The organism is Cytobacillus sp. EB106-05-05-XG126 (assembly GCF_058791715.1).
Map to the genome: position 1 here is coordinate 47,798 of NZ_JBYTDU010000010.1, position 16,515 is coordinate 64,312.

The window sequence follows — 16,515 nt, forward strand, 5'->3', positions numbered from 1 at the left end:
CGTTCTGTGTCCGAAGTTGACCCTAGTTCCGACTCTAACTGGCTCTTTTCTCCTTTCTGTGTCCGAAGTTGACCCTAGTCCCGACTCTAACTGGCTCTTTTCTCCTTTCTGTGTCCGAATTTGGCCCGGGTTCCGACTCTGGCCTGCTCTTTTCTCCTTTCTGTGTCCGAAGTTGGCCCAGGTTCCGACTCTAACTGGCTCTCTTCTCCTTTCTGTGTCCGAAGTTGACCCGGGTTCCGACCCTAACTGGCTCTTTTCTCCTTTCTGTGTCTGAAGTTGGCCAGGGTTCCGACTCTGGCCTGCTCTTTTATCCTTTCTGTGTCCGAAGTTGGACCGGGTTCCGACTCTAACTGGCTCTTTTCTCCTTTCTGTGTCTGAAGTTGGCGCGGGTTCTGACTCTGATGCTCCTCTTTCTGCTTTCTGTGTCCGAAGTTGGACCAGGTTCTGACTCTGGCCTGCTCTTTTATCCTTTCTGTGTCCGAAGTTGGCGTGGGTTCTGACTCTGACTGGCTCTTTTCTCCTTTCTGTGTCCGAAGTTGAATCGTACTTTTTATTTTCCAGGCTTTTTCTCTTCACAAAATCAAACAACTTCAGTAAACTATTAATACCAATAAAACCAATGAGAAAGGTCGGAATACAAATGGCAAATACACCAGTTTCGATTCCCCGTCCGCTCGTAAGAACTAATCAATGGTCAATCGTATTAAGTGTTTTAGCATCTTGGATTACCGGAGAAGCCTGGATTCTCGCCATTCCCCTGCTCGCAGGTGCAATGGGCCTATTATTCGGCTACAATCCGATTATGCGTACAGCAAGGCATTTTCTAAAAAAGAGTCCTTCTGAGTATATTCCCGAAGACTGGGAGCAGCAGCAATTTAATCAGGTGATTGCCGTTGCCTGCCTGGCGCTTGGGCTGCTCAGCTTTCTGCTGGGCTGGACAGCTGCAGGATATGTTTTTACAGCTATGGTCGCTCTTTCAGCATTTATTGCCATTCTGGGATTTTGCATCGGCTGTTTTATCCGCTTTCAGCTTAACCAGTATAAATACCGAAAATCATAAGGCAGCCATCTCGGCTGTCTTTTTCGTTTCCTTTTTCACCCAGCTAGTTTCAAAGGACTTTTTAAGGGGTACATATTTCATAAGTAAATCATTCTGAGGTGAAAAAATGAAAACTGCCAGTAAGTTTCTTTTAACAAAAGAAGATATGACTAACCCCGATATTGTGCCTGAGTGGGTCATTCAAGAATATAAAACATTTCATGATACAGTTACAGATAAAACCTTCCCGTGCTATTTTGGAATGACTGCCGAAATGCGCGGTGAATTGAGATATGCCTATATTACAAAGGAAGATTGGTCTAATCTTCCGGAAGCTCTTGAATCTTTCATAGAGCTCTTTGACGCACCAAAGCTTATTCGCCATGGCCTGTTTGTATTTGTGGAGCCGGAAAAAGATGAAAAGCCGCTTGAACATTACAGAGAGAATTTCTGGAATATCCTTCAGTATTTGCATAAGGTTGATACAAAGCCTTGGCCGAAGGATTACCCGACAGATCCGGACCATCATTTATGGGCGTTTTCTTTTGCAGAGGAGCCATTCTTTGTGTTTGGCAATGCGCCTGCATACAAGCAGAGAAAGACGAGGGATCTAGGCAATAGTCTTGTGCTCGGATTCCAGCCGCGCCGCATTTTTGAAGGTCTCGAAGGCACCACGAAAGGCGGCGTCATGTCCAGGGAAAAAGTTAGGGAACGTGTTGAAAAATGGGATGGCCTCCCTACCCATCCAAACATCAGCCACTATGGCGATCCCGAACACCGTGAGTGGAAACAATACTTCATCGGTGATGATGTTAAGCCAATTGAAGGGAAATGCCCTTTTCATCATAAATAATCAGGCAGTCTCGGTGCAAAAAAACTGCACAAATAAATAAGGAACCGTTCTAAGTGAGCGGTTCCTTATTTGTGTGTCATATATTGATTAATACGGCTGCCGATTGCGGACAGTACTTCTTTGCCGGCAGCTTGATTTTGGAGCCCATCCACAAGTACAGCAGCGCAGACTGTTTTTCCTTTATGGGTAAATATGGCGCAATCATGCTCTATGCCGGGAAGTTCGCCTGTTTTATTGGCAACCATGACTTTTTCCTCGTCTATCGTGTTGGCAAGTTTATTTTTAAACTGCTGGTTTTCCAATATAAACAGTGCTTTTTCAGTATACTTCCCTGATAAAAGCTTTTGCTCTGTCAATGCCTTTATGCCATACACCATATCCCGGGCAGTCGTGGTGTTGTCAATGCCGTTTTTCAGTGCATCAAAATCCATCATCTTTCTGTTTAATGATGTATTATTAAACCCCATATCTTTGAAAAGCTGATTGATTTTCTCTATACCGAGCAACTCAATGATAAGATTAGTCGCTGTATTATCAGACACAATGATCATTAGTGTCATTAGGTCTGTCACCTTGATCTTCAAATCTCTGGCCATAGCTTGCAATACACCCGATCCGCCAACCCGGGCAGAAGAAGCAACTTCCACTTCCTCCTCAAGCTGAAGCAGCCCTTTCTCCGCCTGTGAAAGTCCTGCAAGTAAAATCGGCACCTTTATTAAGCTGGCTGAAGAGAAAATGGCATCGGCATCTTTTTCGATGAAACCATCCTCAGTATGAATATATACGGCAACTCGGCCTTCGCAGCAGCTGGCCAATGTAAGAATTTCCGCTTTGAGAGTATGAAAATCCATTTTATTTCGCAGCCGCTACTTGAGGCCGGTTATGGTCGCCCGTTACTTTTTCATTATATAAATGGCAGGCCACAAAGTGATCCTTCTCAATCTCCTGCCACTCAGGCTTCATGGAAGCACAAGCCTCCATCGCATAAGGGCAGCGCGTGCGGAATACACAGCCGCTTGGCGGATTCATTGGACTTGGGAGCTCTCCTTCCAAAATGATTCTTTCCCGGTTATCCTCGACATCAGGGTCAGGGATGGGAATCGCCGACAGCAAGGCCTGTGTATAGGGATGAAGCGGATTTTTATATAAGTTTTCGCTTGTGGTTAATTCCACTAGATGCCCTAGGTACATAACGCCGATTCTATCGCTGATATGCTTAACCATCGAGAGATCATGGGCGATAAATAAGTAGGTCAGCCCTTTTTTCTTCTGGAGCCCCTTAAGCAGGTTCACCACCTGGGCTTGTACCGATACATCCAGTGCTGAGATTGGCTCGTCAGCAATAATGAATTCCGGATCCAGCGCCAAAGCACGGGCAATTCCAATTCTTTGCCTCTGTCCGCCGCTGAATTCATGCGGATAACGGTTGGCATGATCTCGGTTAAGACCTACATCCTCCAGGAGCTGATAGACCCGCTCGAGGCGCTCCCTCTTATTCGGATATAACCCATGAACCTCCATGGGCTCGGAAATAATCTCCTGTACGGTAGAACGCGGATTCAAGGAAGCATACGGATCCTGAAAAATCATCTGCATCTTCCTGTGAAAAGCAAACCTCTCTTTTTCAGTCATGTTATGGACATTTTTTCCGTCATAAAGGACTTCACCTTCTGTACGGTTATATAAACCAATGATGGTACGCCCTGCAGTTGATTTTCCGCATCCGGATTCACCGACAATCCCGAATGTTTCTCCCTGTTTGATATGGAAGGAGACATCATCAACAGCCTTCAGGGTTTGTCCTTTTCCCATTGAAAAATGCTTTTTGAGATTGTTGACCTGTAAAAGTGCTTCTTTTGCCATGTTTATTCCCCCGTCTCTTGCCAGTAACGTCTAGCTGCACATAGTTCCTTTTCATAGATGGTATCTTTCAAGTCGATAACTTCGATGCTTTTACCGGTATTTGGAGAATGAAGCAGCTTTCCATCACCATAATAAATGCCTACATGATGGAGTTTGCCTTTCCCTTCTTCATAAGCAAAGAATAATAAGTCCCCTGGTTCAATGGCATCCAGTTCGACCGGCTTCCCTGCTTCCGCCTGATCATGGGCATCACGGGGAATGATCACTCCATTTGCTTTGCACATGGAATAGCTGAACCCTGAACAGTCATATCCATAGCTGCTCATGCCGCCCCATAGATAGGGAAGGCCTATAAATTGTTCACCCGCAGCAATGATGTCTCTGCCGCTGCCTTTCCGTATAGCATCGATTGATTCAAAGACCTTTACGTCAGCAGATCTTAAGAATCCTTCTCCTCCAGGTGTCTGCACCTGGATCCACTCGGCTTCTTCTTGTAAGACCGGAAGTACAGTTTGATAACTTAGAATTAGTTCCGGCTCTCTGTCAGTCGAATAGAGAGTTGCTTTTTTGTTCCGGATGACAGCGGCCTTTTCACTATCAAGCTTCCAATCTTCATTTTGAGTCAGCTGGGCATTCGGCAGCCAGCCGGGATACCCTCTCCCGTCCTTTGAAGAGGGCTGGCTCGGGACAACAACATGTACCCATCCATCTCTCTCCTCCAATACAATCACTTCTTCTCCGTACAGAACTTGTGATTGCACAAGATTCCCGTCGCAAAGCTCCAGCCGGGGCTCATAGGTGAGCTTTTCAAGCCAGGCATCCAAATTAACTGGGTTAGTGATGGCTTCAAAGTCAATTTCTCTTGATGAATCGCTCGCTGTCCACAAGGTAGCAGCAGGAACCGAAACCAGCCATTTCTGCTTAATTGTCAAACCGAATTCCTCCTTTTTAAAATTGTCAGGATGTCAATTCCTGCTTGTTCACTGCCAATGATACATTCCTGATGCCCAGGCCAGGTTCAGATGGCAGGGTAATTTTGCGGCCGGAATAGCGGATTCCGCCTTCCACAATTTCTTTTGCCATCATCAATGGGGCATCAAAATCAAAGCGGGTTATATTCTTTTTGCTGGCTGCAAAATGGGCTGCGGCCGTAATGCCAATCTTGGTTTCAATCATGCTGCCTACCATGCATTCCATCCCGCATACTTCAGCGAGCTGATTAATGATCTGCGCCTGATAAATGCCGCCTGACTTCATCAGCTTGATATTAATCAAGTCAGCACTTCGCGTTTTAATGACTTCAAAGGCCTGCTTCGGGGTAAAGACACTCTCATCTGCCATAATCGGTGTATCAACCGCATCTGTAACCTGCTTAAGCCCCTCTATATCCCAAGCCTTTACCGGCTGTTCGACAAGCTCAATGTTCAAGTCCAGTGCTTCCATTTTCCGGATGGCATAAATAGCATCCTTTGGTTTCCAGCCCTGATTGGCATCCAGGCGGATTTTAATTTTCGATCCTACCCGGGTGCGGATTTCCCGTATTCTCTCTATATCTGTTAAAATATCATCCTTGCCGACCTTTACCTTAAGGACATCGAAGCCTTGCTGAACATAGGAAACCGCATCTTCTCCCATTTCTTCCGGACCATTGACGCTTACTGTATAATCCGTTTCCACCTCATTTTTATGTCCGCCTAAAAATTGGTAAAGAGGCAGTTTGCATTGCTGTGCAAGACAATCGTATAAGGCCATATCCACAGCCGCCTTTGCACTCGAATTGCCTATTAAAGCGGACTGAATCCCCTGGAATATCTCCTCATAGTTTAGAAGACTCTTATTGATCAGCATTGGCTTCAAAACATGATGAATGGCTGACTCTATGCTTGAAAGACTGTCTCCAGTAATCACCACAGTGGGAGGTGCTTCTCCCCACCCGGCTATCCCGTTATCGCAAGTTACTTTTACAACAAGCGTTTCAGCTGTCTCAACTGTTCTCAAAGCTGTTTTAAATGGTTTTTTCAGTGGTACCGCAGCTCTAAATGTTTCGATCGTGTTTATTTTCATCTATACCACCCTTTTACTTAACTCCGCTTTCGATTGTCAGCTTTTTACCGGCTGCATCCAATTCTGCCCTTACACCTAATGGCACAGAAATATGCGGAGAGCAATGGCCGATATGAAAGCCTTTAACTGCAGGCTTATTCACCCTTTTGATATACGTATCCAGAACTTCATCCAGTCCCAGGGAAAGTTCTCTTTCCGGAACACAATTATTAAAGTCCCCAATGATAAAGCCTTCCGCATCCGAAAGCTTCCCTGCCATATGCAGCTGGTTTAGCATGCGGTCGACCGCACGAGGCTCTTCGTTAATGTCTTCAATAAGTACAAGTTTATCTTTTGTATCAATTTCAAATGGTGTTCCGACTGTACTGGCCATAAGAGACAGATTCCCCCCCGTTAAGACACCCGCGGCACTCCCTTTCACCATCGTCTCCAATTCTGAAATTCCTTCTGGATAGTCAAGCGTGACCGGTTCAAATAACTGGTTAAAATATTGCTTGGATAGCGGGTCCGCATCCTCTTTGCCAATATCAGAGGCGAGCATCGGCCCATGGAAGGTGACCATTCCTGTCTCCTGGCGGATGGCTGTGTGCAGGAATGTTATATCACTGTATCCCCAGAAAATTTTCGGATTTTCTTTTATCAGACTGTAGTCGATTTGGGACGCAATTCTCCCGGTTCCATAGCCCCCGCCTGCACAAATGATGGCTTTGACTTCCTTATCCGCAAACATGTTATGTAAATCAGCCAGACGGTCTTCATCCTTCCCGGCCAGGTAACCATATTGATCTGTCACATGCTCGCCCATCTTTACCTTTACACCAAGCTCTTCCAAAAAAGAAAGGGATCGTTTCAGGTTCTCCTGATTAGGCGGGCTTGCCGGTGCTATAATTCCAATCACATCACCTTTTTTCAGGCGCTGAGGTTTGATTGCCATGCTGTCACATCCTTTTCGTTTTATAGCATTATATGCTCCTGCAGCAAAAGCATTATTTGGGAAATGAAATAATTGTCGAGGATATAAGCTAAATTTCGGGAAAATGTATTATTTTTCGGGAAATAAACTAGAAAAGCGCAGAGCGCCCGCTTATCGGCGACAAGCTTAAGACAAGCGCTGGCAGAAGGCGTTTTTTGCCTTCAGAAGTGATTGGCTTAAGACCTCGAGCCGATGGCGCTCGGAGCTAGACAGTTATCAAAGTTCAAAGATCCTTATTCTTCAAAAAAAATATACTTCTGAAAAAAAGGGATGTTCACACGAACACCCCTTTTCCTGTCTCTTTCACATCAAGCCGAAGAAGTATTACTTCTTATCTGCCCATTTAAGCTCCAGGTATCCAACCGGATGACGGACGATTCCTGAAACAGCATCATTATAGAGATATACCTGGTTGTAGAAATGGATAGGGATAATCGGCATTTCTTCGAATAAGATTTTTTCCGCTTCATACATCAGCTCAAAGCGCTTTGCTTCATCTGCTTCATTCTTCGCATCTTTGATCAGCTGATCGTACTTCTCATTGCTCCAGCCAGTGCGGTTCATGGAATGTCCTGTCTGGAAGTTTTCAAGGAAGTTGATTGGGTCAGCATAGTCAGCAAGGAATGAGCTTCGGGATAATTGGAATTTAAGCGCTTTTTGTTCTTCAGCGAATACATTCCATTCCATGTTGGCAAGCTTCACTTCAACGCCAAGGTTTTCCTTGAACATTTGCTGAAGAGCTTCTGCGATCTTTTTGTGAGAATCACTTGTGCTGTACGTTAATGTAACTTCAGGAAGTGTATCATAGCCTTCCTCTTCCATTCCTTTTTTAAGAAGGGATTTCGCTTCTTCCAGATTCGTTTGGATAAGATCTCCTGCTGTTTCACGGAAGTCCTTGCCATCAGCATCCTTAAATCCATAGGATACAAATCCATATGCAGGCTTTTCTCCATTCTTTGTTACAAAGTCAACGATTTGCTTCTGGTCCACTGCCATTGCGAAAGCTTTACGGATATTTTCATTCTGGAATGGCTCCATATTTACGTTAAATCGGTAGAAATAATCACCGGCCTGGTCTTCAACCTTTGCTTCGCCTAATAGCTTTTCGCTCAGCTCAGATGGAACAGCCGATACATCAAGCTCTCCGGTTTGGTACATTTGGTATTCTGTATTGGTATCATCAATGATTGCCCAATTAATTTTTTCCAGTTTTACATTATCAGCATCCCAGTATTGATCGTTTTTCTCCATTACAAAGTGGCTGTCATGCTCCCACTCTGTCAGGTTGAAAGGACCGTTGCCCACAAAAGATTCTGCTTCAGCAAACCACTGAGGGTTCTCTGTTGCCACTTTTTCATTAATCGGGAAAAATGCAGGGTTGGTGATTACACTTAAGAAATAAGCCTGCGGACTAACTAAAGTCACTTCAAATGTTTTGTCATCAACTGCTTTTACTTTTACATCATCAGCTGATCCTTCCCCGTTGTTATAAGCTTCTCCGCCTTCAATGAAGTAGCCGAGGAAAGCGGCTGAAGAACCTGTGTCAGGATTTAAAAGACGCTTCCAGGCAAATTCAAAATCACCTGCTGTTACAGGATCGCCATTTGACCATTTTGCGCCTTCGCGGATATGGAATGTATAAGTCTTTCCATCTTCAGAAACATCCCACTTTTCGGCAATGGCTGCTTCCGGCTCATGATTTTGTCCCAGACGTGTCAAACCTTCCATTAAGTTGTTCAGCGCACTCCAGGAAACAGAGTCAAAGCCGATTGGAGGGTCAAACGAAGTCGGCTCCTGGCCATTGTTCAAATAAAGCACTTTTTCCGCACTTTCTTCTTCTTTCTTGCCATCATCCTTGCTGTCTGTTTCTTTGCCTGCATCTTCATTTGCCGTACAGGCTGCCATAACAAATAGCAACACACCTGCAAGCAGCAGCGATAAAAACTTTTTCATTCCTTTTCCCCCTCTTAAAATATATTTCTTTATCTACCAGAATGCCTGTCTGACAGCTGATAGAATCATAACTTTCGCCGTACCGGGCCGGCACTGCGAAAGGAAGTACCTACTTTACACCTGCAAGCATTTTCTGTGCCCGCTCATCCTGGAGCCAGCAGTCCACATGATGATCCCGGCTTAAATGCGTTTTATAGGGATAAACCCGGTCACATACCTCCATTGCATATTCGCAGCGGGCAGCAAATGGGCATCCTGCCGGCGGAGCGAATAAATCCGGCGGGGATCCGCCTATAGGAATAAGATCAGCTCCATCCAAGTCAAGGCGCGGAACAGAATTCAGCAGGCCCTTTGTATAGGGATGCTGGGGATTATAGAAGATTTCCCTTCGTTCTCCGGCCTCCACTATTTTTCCTGCATACATGACAGCGATGCGGTCTGCTACTTGAGCGACAACCCCCAGGTCATGGGTAATGATTATGATGGATACTCCAGTTTTCTTCTGGATATCTTTAAATAAATCCAATATTTGCGCTTGGATCGTTACATCCAGTGCTGTAGTGGGTTCATCGGCAATCAGCACTTCCGGCTCACAGACAAGGGCCATGGCAATCACAATCCGCTGCCTCATCCCGCCGCTGAATTGGTGCGGATAATGCTTTAATCTTTCGGATGGATTTGGTATTCCAACTAAATTCAGCATTTCCAGCGCCTTTTTACGGGCATCCTGCCGAGAAATGGTTTCATGCTGCATAATTCCTTCTATAATTTGCTCTCCAATGGTAATCGTAGGGTTTAAAGCCGTCATAGGATCCTGAAAGATCATCGAAATGTCTGCGCCGCGGATGTCCCGCATTTCGGATTCCTTTAGCTTTGTCAGGTCCTTCCCTTTAAAGAGGACAGAGCCATCTGCTATTCTCCCTGGAGGGGATGGAATCAGCCGCATGATGCTCTGGGACGTTACACTCTTACCGCAGCCTGATTCACCGACAATCGCCAGGGTTTCCCCCTTGAAGAGATCAAATGATACACCCCTTACAGCCTGGACTTCCCCGCCATAAGTGGTAAATGTGACATGCAGGTCTTTTACTTCCAGTACTTTCTCCATGCTGCTACCTCCTTAACTTCGGATCGAGGGCATCCTGCAATCCGTCTCCAAGCACATTAAATGAAAACATGGTCAGGGAGATGAAAAAAGCAGGGAAGAACAGGCGCCACCAGTGACCTGATAGAATCGTAGACAGCCCATCATTAGCCATGGAGCCCCAGCTGGCAAAAGGCGGCTGAATGCCTAATCCCAGAAAGCTCAGGAACGCCTCTGCAAAGATGGCCGATGGCACTGTTAATGTCATCTGTACAATGATAGGGCCCATCGTGTTCGGCAGCAGGTTCTTCTTTATAATCCTCGATGTTTTTGTTCCGAAAGTCTTTGATGCCAGTACAAATTCATAGTTCTTGATCTGCAGAACCTGTCCGCGGACAATCCGGGCCATCCCGACCCACCCCGTTACGGAAAGGGCGAATATAATGGTGAACAAACCAGGTCCCATTACAACACTGATTAAAATAACAACGAGCAAATATGGGAGTCCATACAGAATTTCCACTACCCTCATCATGGCATTATCTGTTCTGCCGCCTTTATAGCCGGCAATACCGCCGTAAATGACTCCGATTGCAAAATCAATCATGGCTGCCACGATTCCAACGAATAAGGAGATCCTTGCTCCGTACCATGTTCTTGCGAAAACATCCCGGCCTAATTCATCTGTTCCGAACCAATATTTTGAAGACGGCGGAAGATTCTGATTAGCCAATGACTGCTGGGATACATCATGCGGGGAAATCATCGGGCCGAATATAGCCATAAAGGCTAAAGCAATAAGAAAGAATAGCCCTGCCATTGCCAATTTGTTTTTCAAAAGCCGGCGCCATGCATCCTGCCAATAAGAAAGGCTTGGCCTTACAACTGCTTCCGCTGCATCCTCGTCTTTGGCCTTTGGGACAAACCAATCATCCGGAATATCGGGTGCCAGGTTGCGGTTATCGTGCTGTTTGCGCAGTTCCATTAGCTCGCCTCCTTTTTGTGAAGCTTAATTCTCGGGTCTAGAACTCCGTATGCAATGTCCACCAGGAACAGCATAATAATCAAAATGGAGCTGTAAAAAACGGTGGTTCCCATGATGACGGGATAATCACGTGTATTGATGCTTTCTACGAAATACTTTCCCATTCCGGGAATGGCAAATATTTTTTCAATGACAAAGGTTCCTGTCAAAATGCTTGCAGCAAGCGACCCCAATACGGTTACAACAGGCAGAAGGGCATTTCTCAGTGCATGTTTAAAAACAATTTTCACCGGTGACAGGCCTTTAGCCTTGGCCGTCTTGATGTAATCCTGTGTCAGAACTTCCAGCATGCTTGAACGTGTCAGACGGGCGATGATCGCCATGGGTCCTGTCGCAAGCGCCAGAGTCGGCAGAATCATATGCTTTGGGCTTGACCAGGTAGCCACCGGGAGGATTGCCAGATTGACAGCAAGCTGCTGAATTAATAGTGTGGCAAGCACAAAGTTCGGCACTGATATTCCCAGCACTGCAATGGTCATCGCTAAATAGTCAATAAAGCCATTGTGCCGGAGAGCTGCTATGATTCCGAGGGCAATCCCTGAGAAAACAGCCACAATCAAAGTGACGATTCCCAGTTCAAACGACACCGGAAACCCCCGTCCCAGCATTTCATTAACCGTCTGGGAGGACTTTTTAATAGATGGTCCAAAGTCAAATGTTGCAACTGATTTCAAGTACATCCCATATTGGACATACAGCGGTTCGTCCAAATGATAGAATTTCTCCATATTCCGCTGGACCGCTTCGCTGGTGTTTCTTTCTTCATTAAAAGGCGACCCTGGTATGGAGTGCATTAAGAAAAACGTCAGAGTGATAATGAACCAAAGTGTGACGACCATTGCGATGAGGCGTTTTATTATGTATCCAGTCATTCATTAACACTTCCTAACAAAATGTAGTTCTCATGGCCAGCTCAGTCATTACGAGCATAGCCTGGTATGCTTCCAGGATATCTTTAGCCTGATAGCGGACAATGGTTGTATTTTCTTCTATCTCTGCACCAGGCATCAGAGCAGCCCACTCAGCCTGGCCATAGTTGGCAAATTCAATTTTCAATACAGGATTTTCCGGCGGCACAAGCGGCTTGACAAGCTCCTTTTTGCTAAGCGCCTCTGACGCTTTTTCTCTTAAAAGCTGGCCGGCTTTCGCGGGAGTAAGCGATTTCACAGCAGATCGTGATATCGTCTCTTTTACAACAGCTGTTGTCACATTCGGGATTAATTTCTCTGCTTCCAATGCAGCCTGGTCATCTCCGGCCACCATTAGAATCGGCACACCATGATAGCCAGCCACATAAGCATTGAATCCCATTTCTCCAATGGCATGATCATTGATGTACATATGTCTTACACCGAAAATCATAGAGTGGGACATAACACCTTTCATGGAAGCACGTGCATGATATCCAACAAAAATGGCACCGCTGAAGCTTGAATCCAGGCCCTGAACCATTGAATATGGCTTAACATCACCCGTAATCAGCTGTGTCTCAGGGTGCATTCTTTCAATAAGCAGGTTGTTCATTTTGGAGTGGCTGTCATTGACAATCACCTCACTGCATCCTTCTTCAAAGGCAGCTGTCACCACATGGTTTGCCTCATCAGTCATAAGCACCCTGCTGCGTTCATAATTGTGCTTAGATGATCCAACATGAGTATGATCAGCCAGACCCGTAATTCCCTCCATATCAACTGATAAATAAAGCTTCATTTAAAATCCCCCAAAATATTATATTATTATAGTTTTCTATATTGTATATTATTTTGATATTTTCTGTAAATTCAATCAGCAATTTATTTTCCTTTAAAATTGTTATTAGCCTATCAATGTTGCCCGTTGATTTCCGCTCCAGGATGCTCAGCAAACCGCGGGGCAGGCGGTGAGCCTCCTCGTTGCTGCGCGTCTGCGGGGTCTCACCTGTCCCGCTACTCCCGCAGGACGTTGAATCAGCTTCCTTGAGTAAACACCGCACGAAGAAAATGCGAATGCTTTTTCGAGGATCTCGCACCTTCCGCTACAATCAACTCAGTAATTAAATGCTAAATGCAAAAAATCCAGCTATCGGAGATGTTCTCTGATAGCTGGATTTCATCTGCGGAAAACAGAAAAAGCAGCTTTATTTATTCATAATTTGTGTATATTTTATATGGGCGTTTTTAAAGGCAACGATCAGGGCCTTTTGCGAGGAGCCGAAATAGCGGCTTTCGATTTCTTCCATTACCTTGTCTGCTTCCAGTATGGATTTGCCGACAAATATCGATTTAATAAATAATGAGGTTAAATTAATGGTAGATGAACATTCGGCATCTACAATTTCATCTGTTTCCCTGTCGATCACAAGACCGATGAAGAAGCCATTATATTTTTGCATAATCGGATTGTTCAGTGATGTTTTGCTGTCTCCGATGATATAGACGGTATTTTGTCTGTACATGAACTTGCCTCCTGCAGACCGGATATTATATGAGGCGTTTATGAGGTTATCATAAACATTCATTATAATGCATGGCCCGTACCAAAATTGTAATACAACAGAAGCTGTATTACAATCATTTTTCAATACTTTTCTAAATATTTTATCAATTGAATCTGTCCATTACATACGGATTCAATTACTTGTGGCCTGCAAGTCTCATTGCATATTCCAGCAGGTCCTCCCCGCTCATGAGCTTGTCTCCCCCACCCTGTGCAAATTGAGGATTCCCGCCGCCTTTGCCGCTAATCTTCTGCAGAAGTTCTGCTGAAAGGCTCTTCATATCAGATTCAGAATCTGTTCCCCTGGCACAGACAAATTGAAGTTTATCGGCTGTTTCATTGATTAGGATAACATCGGCATTTTCAGTTTGGGAGGCGATTAAGCGTGCCAGTTTCTGCAGCTCCTGGATGGATCGACCCTCAAAGACCTTGCTGATGCACTTCTCCTTTCCGGCTGTGAACATTTCTTTAGCTTCATAAGCTAACAGGGCTTCCTTTGCTGCTTCCAGCTGCTTCTCCAGGTCCTTTCCATTTTCAATCAGGCGGCTGGCCGCTGAAGGGAGGTCCTGCTCTGGTGCATTTAGAAGCTGACTCAGATTCCCGGTAATTTCATGTTTCGTCTGAAGCTGCGTGAGAATCCGGCTGCCACAGATAAATTGTACGCGGATTTTCTTTTTTTGGCGCTCCCAGTCCAATATTTTTACACCGGCAACCTGGCCGGTTGATGTTGGGTGTGTTCCGCCGCATCCGTTATAATCAAACTTCGGAATGATCACAAGCCGGATATCTTCGCTGACAGACAGCTGCTTACGGAGCGGGAATTGGGAAGCTTCCTCTGCACTCACCCACCTGGCTTCAATCGGACGATTTTCAAGAATGATGGCATTAGCCAGCCTCTCCGCTTCCTCTGCATGCCCGACAGGCAATTCACTAATTTCCAAGTCAATAGTTAATATTTCTTTGCCTAAATGAAAGCTGACTGTTTTATAGCCGTAAAGCTCTTCAAATGCAGCCGATAATATATGCTGGCCTGCATGCTGCTGCATATGGTCAAACCGTCTGTTCCAGTCGATTTCTCCTGATATTCCGGAAATAGAAGGCTCCAATTCTCTTTCTAAATAATGACGGATTTCACCTTCCGCTTCTTCGACATCCACCACTTTTATGCCATTGAGTGTCCCCTTATCATGAGGCTGTCCTCCACCAGTCGGATAAAAGGCCGTTTCTTCCAGGACAGCATATACCCTTTCTTTGTCGTCTGCCGCCTGATATACAAGTTCTGTTTCAAATGTTTTGATATATGGGTTTTCATAATAAAGTTTTTTCATAGAGATCAACCTTCCTTGTTCCTGTTCTATTTTAAAACTACCGATTATGCAGTTACAGGTCAAGCCAGCTATCAGTCAAGGGAAAATTATTAGTAATTTTATCCACTCGGTTTATGAGCGTAATGAAAAAGGTATGTACACCAATAGATAAACAAAAATTATTAAGGAGGATGATGAACATGGCAACAAACAAGCATGTTGTAGGTGCATACGATACAGAGCAGGAAGCTATTCAAGCGGTTGAAAAATTAAGAGCGGAAGGATACCGCCCTGAAGATATTTCCGTAATCAGCAAAAACAAAGACGATGTGGATGCCGTAACAGAAGAAACAGGCACAAAAACGGAAGAGGGATTAGCTGCCGGAGCGGCTACTGGCGGTGTTCTGGGAGGATTAACAGGTCTTCTGGCAGGTGTAGGTGCATTGGCGATTCCTGGAATCGGGCCAATTGTGGCAGCCGGACCAATTGCTGCTACATTAACAGGAGCCGCTGTTGGTGCTGGTGCGGGCGGTATTGCCGGAGCACTTATCGGCATGGGCATTCCAGAGGAAGAAGCACATCGCTATGAAGCAGATGTGAAATCAGGAAAAATCCTTGTGTTAGTCGATCCTGATACGAGGTCTGCAGACTTTACTGATGACTATACAAATACGGACCGTTCCGTTTTAGATGGAGATCGGACGACGTACACAAGCACTGATCCTTTAAACCCTGGCGAGCTTGATCGCGGAACGAATGCTTTTAAGGATAACACCAGAAACAGCAGCGGTGTTTGGACTGATGAGAATCTGGATGTAAACCGTCCGCTGAGCGGAAACCCTGAAGATCTGAGCACAAATGACCGCACGGTTTCGGCCTATAACGATGATGTCGACACCCGCAATCGAGATGCGTATGATTTTAACAATGTCAGGGAAAACCGTAATAACCCTTATAAAGGATAATGGAAAAAGAGCTATTCCCATGTGGGAGTAGCTCTTTTTTTGATATAGAGATTCACAGCAGTTATATCGTGTGAAAATTCCATATTTTTCATCTTTTTCCTCCTGATTTTCAAAGTTATACTTAATTGTAATGGAATGGAAAAATAGTAATCTAGCGGGGGGAAATGATAGTGAGAAGAGTGTTGCCGGCACAAATTATTTCTCATAGTCAATTTGGTTATAGGAAGCTGCCATCAAGTGTCCAGTGCGAGTGCCCAAAATGCAGCAAACCGAGCCATTTTACGATTAAAGCAAATTATAATCATACAAGCAAGTCCAGCATTCTTTCCCATGGGAATTGTTCTGCCTGTAAAAAAGAATCGGTATTTATCATGATTCTTAATCAAGCTGACCAATCCAGCGACGAGACAATTCTCTACATCTATGATCCTAATTCAGCAAAGGAGCTCCTGACTCAGCTGGAGAAAATAAAGGAAGTGCCGGGAGACCTCACCCGAGCCTACAAATCAGCGTTAAATGTCAGCTATTCCAGAGATACGGTGGCAACAGCTGTGATGTCCAAGCGGGTTCTTGAAAGCATTTTAAAAAACTTTCTCGGTGAAGAGGTCAAGGGGCAAAACCTGTCAAAGCAGTTTGAACAGCTGCCAAAGCATGTTGATTTAGCAAAGCCCCTCCAGTCATTAAGCCAGCTGGCACAGCCTGGCAGCCCCTTTTACGAGATGCTTGATCTTGAAAAGGATATTGATCAGGAAATGGCCGCTCTGCTGATGGAGCTCTTGGAGAGTTTAATAGAATACTTGTTTGTCCTGCCAAATAAAATAGAAATGCTTCAGCAAAAACTAAATCAAAAACTCCGCTGAACCCATAGTTCACCCCCTTATCTTTTCAGATTAA

17 protein-coding genes are annotated in these 16,515 nt (G+C 45.0%); 4 read left to right on the forward strand and 13 right to left on the reverse strand.

Translation table 11 applies throughout. The features are described 5' to 3' along the window. Positions 1–588 (reverse strand): hypothetical protein (locus AC3WTL_RS20210; protein ID WP_492369933.1); only part of this gene is annotated, 588 nt, incomplete at its 3' end. A 52-nt stretch (positions 589–640) separates the two neighbouring features. Between AC3WTL_RS20210 and AC3WTL_RS20215 the strand changes: the two genes are divergently transcribed. Both AC3WTL_RS20215 and AC3WTL_RS20220 read left to right on the forward strand, forming a co-directional pair. Continuing rightward, a complete protein-coding gene (locus AC3WTL_RS20215) occupies positions 641–1,060 on the forward strand; it encodes a DUF4395 domain-containing protein (protein ID WP_252220592.1) in 420 nt (139 codons plus the stop codon). 106 nt (positions 1,061–1,166) lie between these two features. Further along, positions 1,167–1,892 (forward strand): YqcI/YcgG family protein, encoded by a 726-nt coding sequence (locus AC3WTL_RS20220; protein ID WP_048008734.1) that lies wholly within the window; start codon positions 1,167–1,169, stop codon positions 1,890–1,892. Between the two features lie 65 nt (positions 1,893–1,957). On the opposite strand, the gene AC3WTL_RS20225 is transcribed toward AC3WTL_RS20220, so the two are convergent. The 12 genes from AC3WTL_RS20225 to AC3WTL_RS20280 form a co-directional block, all read right to left on the reverse strand. Further along, positions 1,958–2,743, reverse strand: a complete 786-nt coding sequence (locus AC3WTL_RS20225) for a serine hydrolase (RefSeq protein WP_252220590.1) — start codon at positions 2,741–2,743, stop codon at positions 1,958–1,960. A 1-nt stretch (position 2,744) separates the two neighbouring features. Then, positions 2,745–3,755, reverse strand: coding sequence for an ABC transporter ATP-binding protein (locus AC3WTL_RS20230; RefSeq protein WP_035331870.1), 1,011 nt, complete (start codon positions 3,753–3,755; stop codon positions 2,745–2,747). A gap of 2 nt (positions 3,756–3,757) precedes the next feature. After that, the gene (locus AC3WTL_RS20235) at positions 3,758–4,687 is read right to left on the reverse strand and encodes a C40 family peptidase (protein WP_252220588.1); all 930 of its coding nucleotides are present in this window, start codon (positions 4,685–4,687) and stop codon (positions 3,758–3,760) included. A 25-nt stretch (positions 4,688–4,712) separates the two neighbouring features. Then, the gene (locus AC3WTL_RS20240) at positions 4,713–5,819 is read right to left on the reverse strand and encodes a dipeptide epimerase (protein WP_035331882.1); all 1,107 of its coding nucleotides are present in this window, start codon (positions 5,817–5,819) and stop codon (positions 4,713–4,715) included. A 13-nt stretch (positions 5,820–5,832) separates the two neighbouring features. Continuing rightward, complete coding sequence (locus AC3WTL_RS20245; protein WP_263599128.1) at positions 5,833–6,753, reverse strand: S66 peptidase family protein; 921 nt, start codon at positions 6,751–6,753, stop codon at positions 5,833–5,835. A gap of 363 nt (positions 6,754–7,116) precedes the next feature. After that, positions 7,117–8,745 (reverse strand): peptide ABC transporter substrate-binding protein, encoded by a 1,629-nt coding sequence (locus tag AC3WTL_RS20250; protein ID WP_248346540.1) that lies wholly within the window; start codon positions 8,743–8,745, stop codon positions 7,117–7,119. Positions 8,746–8,854: 109 nt separating this feature from the next. Then, the gene (locus tag AC3WTL_RS20255; RefSeq protein ID WP_248346541.1) at positions 8,855–9,853 is read right to left on the reverse strand and encodes an ABC transporter ATP-binding protein; all 999 of its coding nucleotides are present in this window, start codon (positions 9,851–9,853) and stop codon (positions 8,855–8,857) included. A gap of 4 nt (positions 9,854–9,857) precedes the next feature. Beyond that, on the reverse strand, positions 9,858–10,814 hold the full coding sequence (locus tag AC3WTL_RS20260; RefSeq protein ID WP_048008727.1) for an ABC transporter permease: 957 nt from the start codon (positions 10,812–10,814) through the stop codon (positions 9,858–9,860). Beyond that, positions 10,814–11,746 carry an ABC transporter permease gene (locus AC3WTL_RS20265; RefSeq protein WP_048008726.1) on the reverse strand — a complete coding sequence of 311 codons (933 nt, stop codon included), beginning with the start codon at positions 11,744–11,746 and terminating at the stop codon, positions 10,814–10,816. The genes AC3WTL_RS20260 and AC3WTL_RS20265 overlap by 1 nt, the downstream gene beginning before the upstream one ends. Positions 11,747–11,759: 13 nt before the next feature. Next, on the reverse strand, positions 11,760–12,584 hold the full coding sequence (dppA, locus tag AC3WTL_RS20270) for a D-aminopeptidase DppA (RefSeq protein ID WP_248346542.1): 825 nt from the start codon (positions 12,582–12,584) through the stop codon (positions 11,760–11,762). A gap of 406 nt (positions 12,585–12,990) precedes the next feature. Continuing rightward, positions 12,991–13,308 (reverse strand): DUF3870 domain-containing protein, encoded by a 318-nt coding sequence (locus AC3WTL_RS20275; protein WP_048008723.1) that lies wholly within the window; start codon positions 13,306–13,308, stop codon positions 12,991–12,993. A 178-nt stretch (positions 13,309–13,486) separates the two neighbouring features. After that, positions 13,487–14,677 carry an alanyl-tRNA editing protein gene (locus AC3WTL_RS20280; protein ID WP_492369934.1) on the reverse strand — a complete coding sequence of 397 codons (1,191 nt, stop codon included), beginning with the start codon at positions 14,675–14,677 and terminating at the stop codon, positions 13,487–13,489. Between the two features lie 179 nt (positions 14,678–14,856). Between AC3WTL_RS20280 and AC3WTL_RS20285 the strand changes: the two genes are divergently transcribed. Then, positions 14,857–15,621, forward strand: a complete 765-nt coding sequence (locus AC3WTL_RS20285) for a general stress protein (RefSeq protein ID WP_163144686.1) — start codon at positions 14,857–14,859, stop codon at positions 15,619–15,621. A gap of 164 nt (positions 15,622–15,785) precedes the next feature. Continuing rightward, complete coding sequence (locus tag AC3WTL_RS20290) at positions 15,786–16,481, forward strand: hypothetical protein (RefSeq protein WP_197249081.1); 696 nt, start codon at positions 15,786–15,788, stop codon at positions 16,479–16,481. Positions 16,482–16,515: the final 34 nt, after the last annotated feature.

Excerpts from the sequence above, each read along its gene's own strand:
- dppA (WP_248346542.1), bottom strand. The coding sequence starts at position 12,584 with ATGAAGCTTTATTTATCAGTTGATATGGAGGGAATTACGGGTCTGGCT.
- AC3WTL_RS20285 (WP_163144686.1), top strand. The coding sequence starts at position 14,857 with ATGGCAACAAACAAGCATGTTGTAGGTGCATACGATACAGAGCAGGAA.
- AC3WTL_RS20280 (WP_492369934.1), bottom strand. The coding sequence starts at position 14,677 with ATGAAAAAACTTTATTATGAAAACCCATATATCAAAACATTTGAAACA.
- AC3WTL_RS20215 (WP_252220592.1), top strand. The coding sequence starts at position 641 with ATGGCAAATACACCAGTTTCGATTCCCCGTCCGCTCGTAAGAACTAAT.
- AC3WTL_RS20250 (WP_248346540.1), bottom strand. The coding sequence starts at position 8,745 with ATGAAAAAGTTTTTATCGCTGCTGCTTGCAGGTGTGTTGCTATTTGTT.
- AC3WTL_RS20245 (WP_263599128.1), bottom strand. The coding sequence starts at position 6,753 with ATGGCAATCAAACCTCAGCGCCTGAAAAAAGGTGATGTGATTGGAATT.
- AC3WTL_RS20225 (WP_252220590.1), bottom strand. The coding sequence starts at position 2,743 with ATGGATTTTCATACTCTCAAAGCGGAAATTCTTACATTGGCCAGCTGC.
- AC3WTL_RS20265 (WP_048008726.1), bottom strand. The coding sequence starts at position 11,746 with ATGACTGGATACATAATAAAACGCCTCATCGCAATGGTCGTCACACTT.
- AC3WTL_RS20255 (WP_248346541.1), bottom strand. The coding sequence starts at position 9,853 with ATGGAGAAAGTACTGGAAGTAAAAGACCTGCATGTCACATTTACCACT.
- AC3WTL_RS20240 (WP_035331882.1), bottom strand. The coding sequence starts at position 5,819 with ATGAAAATAAACACGATCGAAACATTTAGAGCTGCGGTACCACTGAAA.
- AC3WTL_RS20290 (WP_197249081.1), top strand. The coding sequence starts at position 15,786 with ATGATAGTGAGAAGAGTGTTGCCGGCACAAATTATTTCTCATAGTCAA.
- AC3WTL_RS20220 (WP_048008734.1), top strand. The coding sequence starts at position 1,167 with ATGAAAACTGCCAGTAAGTTTCTTTTAACAAAAGAAGATATGACTAAC.
- AC3WTL_RS20230 (WP_035331870.1), bottom strand. The coding sequence starts at position 3,755 with ATGGCAAAAGAAGCACTTTTACAGGTCAACAATCTCAAAAAGCATTTT.
- AC3WTL_RS20260 (WP_048008727.1), bottom strand. The coding sequence starts at position 10,814 with ATGGAACTGCGCAAACAGCACGATAACCGCAACCTGGCACCCGATATT.
- AC3WTL_RS20275 (WP_048008723.1), bottom strand. The coding sequence starts at position 13,308 with ATGTACAGACAAAATACCGTCTATATCATCGGAGACAGCAAAACATCA.